Below are 7357 nucleotides of genomic sequence, written 5' to 3' on the forward strand. Positions count from 1 at the left end.
CTCGGCCACCGGTTTCCCGGCGGCCGAGCCGTTTTCGATGACGTCAGTCGACCGGAGCGTCCGGATAGTCCTGCTGCCGGTAACCCCCACGCAGCGTCCCGTCGAGGTAGGCCGTCCGGCACGCGCGTCGGGCGATCTTGCCGCTCGAGGTCCGCGGAATCGAACCGGCAGGCACCAGCAGCACATCACGCACCGTCACGCCGTGCCTGCGCGAGATCGCCGCACGCACGGTGTCGATGATCGGCTGCGGATCGAGTTTCGCTGCCCCCGAACCTCTTTCGGCCACCACGACGAGCTGTTCGGCGAGGTCGTCGGCGTCGGCCACCCGCACCGGCGCGGGCAGTTCTCCCGCCGGAACCGAGAACGCCGCGATGAAACCCGGCCGCAGCGCGTTGCTCGCTTCCTGCGCGGAGTACTCGAGGTCCTGCGGGTAGTGATTGCGTCCGTCGACGATGACGAGGTCCTTCACCCGGCCGGTGATGAACAGTTCCCCGTCGTAGTAGGCACCGAAGTCGCCGGTGCGCATCCAGGTCGCGTCCTCCGGCGCGCCCTCGGCCCGGCTGCCGATCGGATTGCGGGTCACCCGGTTGTGGAAGGTCTGCGCGGTCTCCTCCGGCCGCCCCCAGTACCCGATGCCCATATTGTCGCCGTGCAACCAGATCTCGCCGACCTCGCCGTCGCGCCGCTCGATGCCCGTCTCCGGATCGACGATCACAGCCCACTGCGACCTGGCGACATACCCGCACGACACCTGCGCCACCGCCTGCGCGGCGTGCTCGTCGACCTCCACCATGCGCCCGGCATTGAGTTTGCCCCGGTCCACATAGACCACCCGCGCCTCGTCCTCGCGGCGGGTCGCCGACACGAACAGCGTCGCCTCGGCCATCCCGTAGCAAGGCTTGATCGCGGTCTTGGACAGCCCGAACGGCGCGAACGCCTCGTTGAACTTGCGCATCGAGGCCACCGACACCGGTTCGCTGCCGTTGATGAGCCCGATCACGTTCGACAGGTCGAGCGTCTCGTCACCCTTGGGCAATCCGCGCACCGCCGCGTGCTCGAACGCGAAGTTCGGTGCCGCTGAGTAGATCTCGGCCCCGTCGGCCTGCGCGGCGAGTTCCTTGATCCAGCGCGACGGCCTGCGGACGAACGCGCTCGGCGACATGATGGTGATGAACTTGCCGCCGATGGTCGGCAGGATCACCGTGAGCAGACCCATGTCGTGGAACAGCGGCAGCCAGGTGACACCGCGCGCGTTCTCGGTGATGCCGATGGCGTCGATCATCTGGAGCAGATTGGTGCCGACCGAGCGGTGCGTGATCTCCACACCGGCGGGCACCCGGGTGGAGCCGGAGGTGTACTGCAGGTAGGCCACACTGTCGATCGAGATATCGGGCCTGCGCCAGCGCGACCCGACCGCATCGGGAATCGCCTCCACCGCGATGATTCTCGGCCTTCGTGTGTTCGGCTGTTCACGGAAGAAGTTGCGTACCCCCGCCGCCGAACCGGTGACGGTGAGCACCGCGGCCGGCTCGCAGTCGCCGAGCACCGCGTGCAACCGATCGCTGTGCCCCTGCTCCTCCGGATCGAACAGCGGCACCGCGACATTGCCCGCGTACACCGCCGCGAACAGCGCCACCACGTAGTCGAGCCCCTGCGGCGCCAGGACCGCAACACGGTCGCCCGGCTCGGTGACCTGCTGCAAGCGCGCCGCCACCGCCCGCAACCGCACCCCGAACTCACGCCAGGTGAGCTCCTGGTACTCGCCGTCGCGTTCGCGCGAGTAGTCGATGAACCGGTAGGCCAGCTCGTCGCCGTTGGCTTCGCTGTGCTTGTCGACGAAATCGATGAGCGTCTGGTTACCGGGAATGCGGATGGCGCCGTGCTCGTCGAGGTAGTCGTCGAGTGTCTCGCCGATCATCAGAACCGCCCGAAGGCCAGGGCCACGTTGTGCCCGCCGAAGCCGAACGAGTTGTTCACCGCGTAGTCGATGCGGCCCGGCCGCGCCTGACCCGAGACCACGTCGAGGTCGATCGCGGGGTCCTGGTTCTCCAGGTTCAGCGTGGGCGGGACGATGCTGTCGCGCACGCTGAGCACGGTGATCACCGATTCCAGCGCACCCACCGCGCCGATCGAATGCCCGAGCGCCGACTTCGGCGCGTACACCGAGGCATGCGACCCGATGGCCTTGCCGATCGCGTTGGCCTCGGCGGTGTCGCCGATAGGGGTGGCGGTGGCGTGGGCGTTGATGTGGGTGACGTCGGTGCGGCTGATGCCGCCGGTCTGCATGGCCCGCGTCATCGCCCGGGCCGCGCCGGTGCCGTCGGGGTCGGGCGCGACCAGATGGAAGCCGTCGGAGGTGACTCCCGCACCGAGCAGGCGCGCGTGGATCGTCGCCCCGCGCGCCTTGGCATGGGCCTCGGTCTCGATCACCATCATCGCCCCGGCCTCGCCGAAGACGAATCCGTCGCGGTCGACGTCGAACGGGCGCGAGGCGCCCTTGGGGTCGTCATTGCGGGTGCTCATGGCACGCATCTGGGTGAAGGCAGCGATCGGCACCGCCTGGATGCAGCCTTCCACCCCGCCGGTCACCACCATGTCGGCATCGCCCATCACGATCATCCGCCACGCGTTGGCAATGGCCTCCGAACCCGACGAACACGCCGAAACGGGCGTGGAAACGCCTGCGCGCGCACCCAATTCGACGCCGACACACGCGGCGGCGCCATTGGGCATCATGGCCGCGACGGTCTGCGGCGACACCTTGCGGTAGCCGCCGTTGGACAGCTTGTCCCGCGCGTACAGCAGGGATTCGGCGCCGCCGAGCCCGGTGCCGATGGAGACGCCGAGTCGATCCAGGTCGACCTCGGGGCTGCCCGCGTTGCGCCAGACCTCACGGCCGAGCACCACGGCCATCTGTTCGACGTAGGACAACCGGCGCGCCTCCTCGCGGGTGAGCGAGGCCGCCGGCGACACCTTCAGGTGACCACCGATCCGCACCGGAAGGTCGAAGTCGTCGATGAAGGAGTCCTCCAGGACGTCGATCCCGCTCTCGCCGTTGAGCAGACCTTTCCAGGTCGAGTCGACGTCGCCCGCGATCGACGTGGTCGCCGCAAGGCTCGTGACCACGATGTCCGTCATAATTCTTCGCTCACTCTCTCTAGCTATGCCACGACTGAACGGGAACCGCTGATGGAGCTGAACTGGTGAAGCGTAGAGAATGGCACCGCGTTTCGCCAGGTGCCTTGTGCCGGGTCTATTCTCGGCGACGACCGGCAACATTACCGACTCTTGCTTTTCCCTGCAGCGAAAGGGCACGAGCGTGGCCAGGAACCTCACCCAGCTGGAACTGCTGATCGAATTGGAAGATGTTGCGGCGCGCAATGTCGATCGTCATCTATCGATGGCCAAGGACTGGCATCCGCACGACTACGTGCCGTGGGAGCAGGGCCGCAATTTCGCATCGATGGGCGGAATCGATTGGGCGCCGGAGCAATCCGCGTTGAACGAGGTCGCCAAGGCGGCGATGATCACCAACCTGCTCACCGAGGACAACCTGCCCTCCTATCACCGCGAGATCGCCGAGAACTTCTCCCAGGACGGCGCCTGGGGCACCTGGGTCGGCCGCTGGACCGCCGAGGAGAACCGGCACGGCATCGTGATGCGTGACTATTTGGTCGTGACGCGCGGTGTGGACCCGGTGGCGCTCGAGAACGCGCGGATGATCCACATGACCAACGGCTACTCGGCCATGTCGGTGGTCGACGAGAAGGCGGGCGCCTTCGATGTGCGCGACACCTCCGGCGCCGGTTTCCTGTACTCCGTGGCGTATGTGACGTTCCAGGAACTGGCCACCCGGGTGAGCCACCGCAACACCGGCCGTGCCTGTGACGATCCGATCGCCGACCGCATGCTGGCCCGCATCGCCGCCGACGAGAACCTGCACATGATCTTCTACCGCAATCTCTGCGCGGCCGCCCTCGACCTGGCACCCGACCAGACCATGGAGGCGATCGCGACCATCGTCGCCGGTTTCCAGATGCCGGGTGCGGGCATGCCCGGGTGGCGCCGCAACGGTGTGCTGATGGCCAAGCACGGCATCTACGATCTGCGCCAGCACCTCGAGGAAGTCCTGCTGCCGGTGCTGCGCAAATGGGACATCTTCGAGCGCACCGATTTCGGTCCACGGGGCGAGCAGGCGCGCGACGATCTGGCCGCCTTCCTCGACCGGTTGCGCCAGGACGTGGTGCGCTTCGAGGAACAGCGCGATCGTTCACTCGCGCGCGCGAAGCAACGTCAGCTGGTCTGATCGAGCGCGGGCGGCGACCGGTGCACCTGTGGCCGGATCGCCGCTCGCGCATGGTGTTTGTTCCGGTACATCGCGGCGTCGGCGGCCTGGAGCAGTTCGTCGGCGGCGGCCGGTGGCTGTTCGAAGAAGGCGGTGCCGATGCTCACGCCAACGGCGAGCATGTGCCCGTCCACCTCGAGCGGCGCCGACAATGCCGCCATCAGCTCGTCGGCCAGCTCGGTCAATGCCTGTTCGCCCGAACACTTTTCGACGAGCACGAGGAATTCGTCGCCACCGATACGCGCGGGCAGCGCCGAGCGGGGACCGAGGGTGTCGCGCAGCCGGTCCCCGACCACCCGCAGCACCCGGTCACCGATGGTGTGGCCCCACAGGTCGTTGATCTCCTTGAAGCCGTCGAGGTCCAGATAGCACACGCCGACCGGCGGTTCGGCGCCCGCGAGGCGGCTGAACAGGTGCGACCGGTTCGGCAGGCCGGTGAGCGCGTCGTGGTTGGCGTCGTGCCACAGCCGGTCGGCCAGCTGCTTGCGCTCGGTGACGTCGACCGCGACGCCGACCAGGAACCGGATCGCGCCCTCGCCGTCACGAACCGCCGACATCGACAGATCGATCGAGGTGACCCGGCCGTCGTCGCGAATGTGTTCGGTCTCGGTCCGGAAGCTCTCCGACTCCCCCGCGACCATCCGCTGCAGTTCGACGAAGGCATCGTTGAGGTTCGCCGGGCCGAGGATGTCGGCGACGGTGCGCCCGACCATCGACTCGGGGGTCTGTCCGAGCATTTCGGCCAGCGTCAGGTTGCAGTTCACCACGCTGCCGGTCATGTCGACGGTGCCGATGCCGACCAGCGCACCGTCGAAAACGGCCTCGAAACGGGCCTCCGACAGGGCGCGCCGGTCCTCTGCCTCCTGCGCGGCCGAGAGCACCGCGGCCAGCGTCTGTTCCTGTTCGGCCAGTGCCGCCGCCCGCAGCGCGGCGGTGAAACCGGCTGCGAAGTCACCCGCCAAAGCAACTGCGCGGCTACGGATTTCGGGCAGCGCCGGGTCGTCGAAACCGGCGGCGGCGTGCTCGACGAGGTCGGTGCACAGCACCGGAACCGTACGGCTCACCGCGGCCGGATCGCGGTAGTTCACCGCGACCAGCATGCGCGCCGCCTGCCGGGCGACGTCGGGGTCTTCACCACCGCGCGCGGCATCGATGAGACCCGTGCACAGGGCGGCGAGCATGTCCTCGATCTGGGAGCGGGTGAGGGTGGGAGCGACCACACCGTCGAGCGCGTCAGCCCACCGCTGCGCCAGCTCCCATGACCCCACCGTTCATCCGCCCCTGTCGTCGTCTCTCGCACCGCCGTGACGACGGGCTCAGCCCTTGCGCGCGACCCCACCGAGACCGAGCGAACGCCCGGGCTTCTCGTGCTGATCTCGCTCCGACTCAGGTCGCCACGCCGGCAGTTCCACCACGCCCGGCGACTCCAGATCCCAACCATCGAACATGGCGACGATCGCGTCCTTGGGCCGGAAATGGATACCGACCCGGTTCTCGTTCGCCGCGTTGGCGCTCAGTTTACCCGCGTCCTCCGGCCGCAATTCCGAGGTCAGGTGGGAGATGGCGACGAGACTGCCCGGTGCGAGCACCTCCCGTAGCGCGCCCACTTTCCCCGCCGGATCGTCGTCGTCGGACACCAGATGCAGCACCGCGATCAGCAGCAGTCCGACCGGTTCCGCGAAGTCGATCAGCCCGGTCTCCCGGACGGCGGCCAGCAGGTCGTCGGTCTTGCGCAGGTCGGCCTCGATCGCGCCCGCCCGCTCGTTCCCGTGCAGGATCGTGCGCGAATGCATGACGGCCACCGGGTCGATGTCGACATAGAGCACGCGGGCCTGCGGGTCGAGTTCGTGCACGATCTCGTGCACATTGCCCGCGGTGGGGATGCCGGAACCGATGTCGAGGAACTGGCGGATGCCCGCGTCGAGCATGAACCGGACCGCGCGCCGTAGGAACGCACGGTTGCTCAGCGCCAGGCGCGGCAGATCCGGCACCAGCTTGGTTCCCATTTCGGCAGCCATCCGGTCGACCGCGAAATTGTGCGAGCCACCGAGTAGTGCGTCGTACATCCGAGCCGGGCTCGGTTGCTGCATATCGACACCGTCCGGTGCCCAGGCAGGCCTGTCCATCGCCGATCAACCCCTGTCTTTCCGTGCCGCGCCCCGGCGGCATTCGATGATCGTAAACTCCGGCACCGACATCGGCGCGGTTCGGTTCACTTGTCCGCACCGTAGGGCTGCGCCCACAGCGGCGCCACGTCCGGCGTCATCGTGGCGACGACCGGCACCCCGGCTGCCAGAAAGTTCTCCAACGCTCGGCGCATATGGTCGGCCGAGGTGATGAGCACCGCCTTGTGCGCGCCGAGTGCCGCCATGAGCTGCGCCGAGAATTTCGCGTTCTGCACGGTGGAACCGGCCTCGGTTTCGGCGTGCAGCCGGTGCCTGGCCACTCCGCGCACATGCAGCCAGTCGGCCATCACCTGCGCCTCGGTGACCCCGTTACGCGGATTGCCACCGGTGACGATCACCGGCGAGGCCGGTGACATGTACGCCTGAACAAGCGCGGCGTGCAGCCGGTTGCTCAGCTCGGCACGCATGGTGCCGTCGGGTTGCAGGCCGTAGCCGAGTACGACGATCGCCGTCTCGGGGCCGTAGGTTTCGGGCAGGTCGATTCCCGCTACTCCGGCAAGGGAATTCGCGGCGCCGAGCATGTCGGCGGTGACCCGGTCGGTGATGCCCGCGAGCGGGTCGGGTTTCGGTTCGGCGGCTACCGGTGCGGCGGTGAGTACTGCCCCGATGAGGGCGGCGGGAAGCACGAGCGCGGCAGCGCCGCGACGGAGAACTTGATGAGCGAGCCGGTCCATGCGACAACCTCCAGAGCGACGTCGCATCATGGTGACGGACAAGCGCTCCCACCGCTGCCGAATCCGAAACATTCGCTGGTCGGTTCTGTTTCGTGCCGAAACTACCCCAGGGACGACGAAAGCCCCCTGACCGTAGTCAGAGGGCTTTCGTG

Annotated in this window: 6 protein-coding genes; 1 reads left to right on the forward strand and 5 read right to left on the reverse strand. The window is 67.9% G+C overall.

What is annotated here, in order from left to right; translation table 11 throughout:
- Positions 1–43 precede the first annotated feature (43 nt).
- Positions 44–1918: a long-chain-fatty-acid--AMP ligase FadD32 gene (gene fadD32 / locus NCO8_RS25175; protein ID WP_067642714.1), complete on the reverse strand. Its 1875-nt coding sequence runs from the start codon at positions 1916–1918 to the stop codon at positions 44–46.
- Positions 1918–3138 (reverse strand): KasA/KasB family beta-ketoacyl-ACP synthase, encoded by a 1221-nt coding sequence (locus tag NCO8_RS25180; RefSeq protein WP_067496897.1) that lies wholly within the window; start codon positions 3136–3138, stop codon positions 1918–1920. Before NCO8_RS25180 ends, fadD32 begins: the two co-directional genes overlap by 1 nt.
- A 181-nt stretch (positions 3139–3319) precedes the next feature.
- On the opposite strand from NCO8_RS25180, the gene NCO8_RS25185 reads away from it, so the two are divergent.
- The gene (locus NCO8_RS25185; RefSeq protein ID WP_067642718.1) at positions 3320–4306 is read left to right on the forward strand and encodes an acyl-ACP desaturase; all 987 of its coding nucleotides are present in this window, start codon (positions 3320–3322) and stop codon (positions 4304–4306) included.
- On the opposite strand, the gene NCO8_RS25190 is transcribed toward NCO8_RS25185, so the two are convergent.
- The 3 genes from NCO8_RS25190 to NCO8_RS25200 all read right to left on the reverse strand — a co-directional run bounded on the left by NCO8_RS25190 (position 4294) and on the right by NCO8_RS25200 (position 7205).
- Complete coding sequence (locus NCO8_RS25190; RefSeq protein ID WP_067642721.1) at positions 4294–5613, reverse strand: sensor domain-containing diguanylate cyclase; 1320 nt, start codon at positions 5611–5613, stop codon at positions 4294–4296. The genes NCO8_RS25185 and NCO8_RS25190 overlap by 13 nt on opposite strands.
- Positions 5614–5661: 48 nt before the next feature.
- Positions 5662–6471: an SAM-dependent methyltransferase gene (locus tag NCO8_RS25195; protein ID WP_067496887.1), complete on the reverse strand. Its 810-nt coding sequence runs from the start codon at positions 6469–6471 to the stop codon at positions 5662–5664.
- A gap of 86 nt (positions 6472–6557) precedes the next feature.
- Entirely contained in the window at positions 6558–7205 is a 648-nt protein-coding gene (locus NCO8_RS25200; protein WP_067642724.1) for a YdcF family protein, read from the reverse strand.
- Between the last annotated feature and the right edge of the window lie 152 nt (positions 7206–7357).

The organism is Nocardia coubleae NBRC 108252 (assembly GCF_001612805.1).
In the GTDB taxonomy this organism is placed as follows: Bacteria; Actinomycetota; Actinomycetes; order Mycobacteriales; family Mycobacteriaceae; genus Nocardia; species Nocardia coubleae.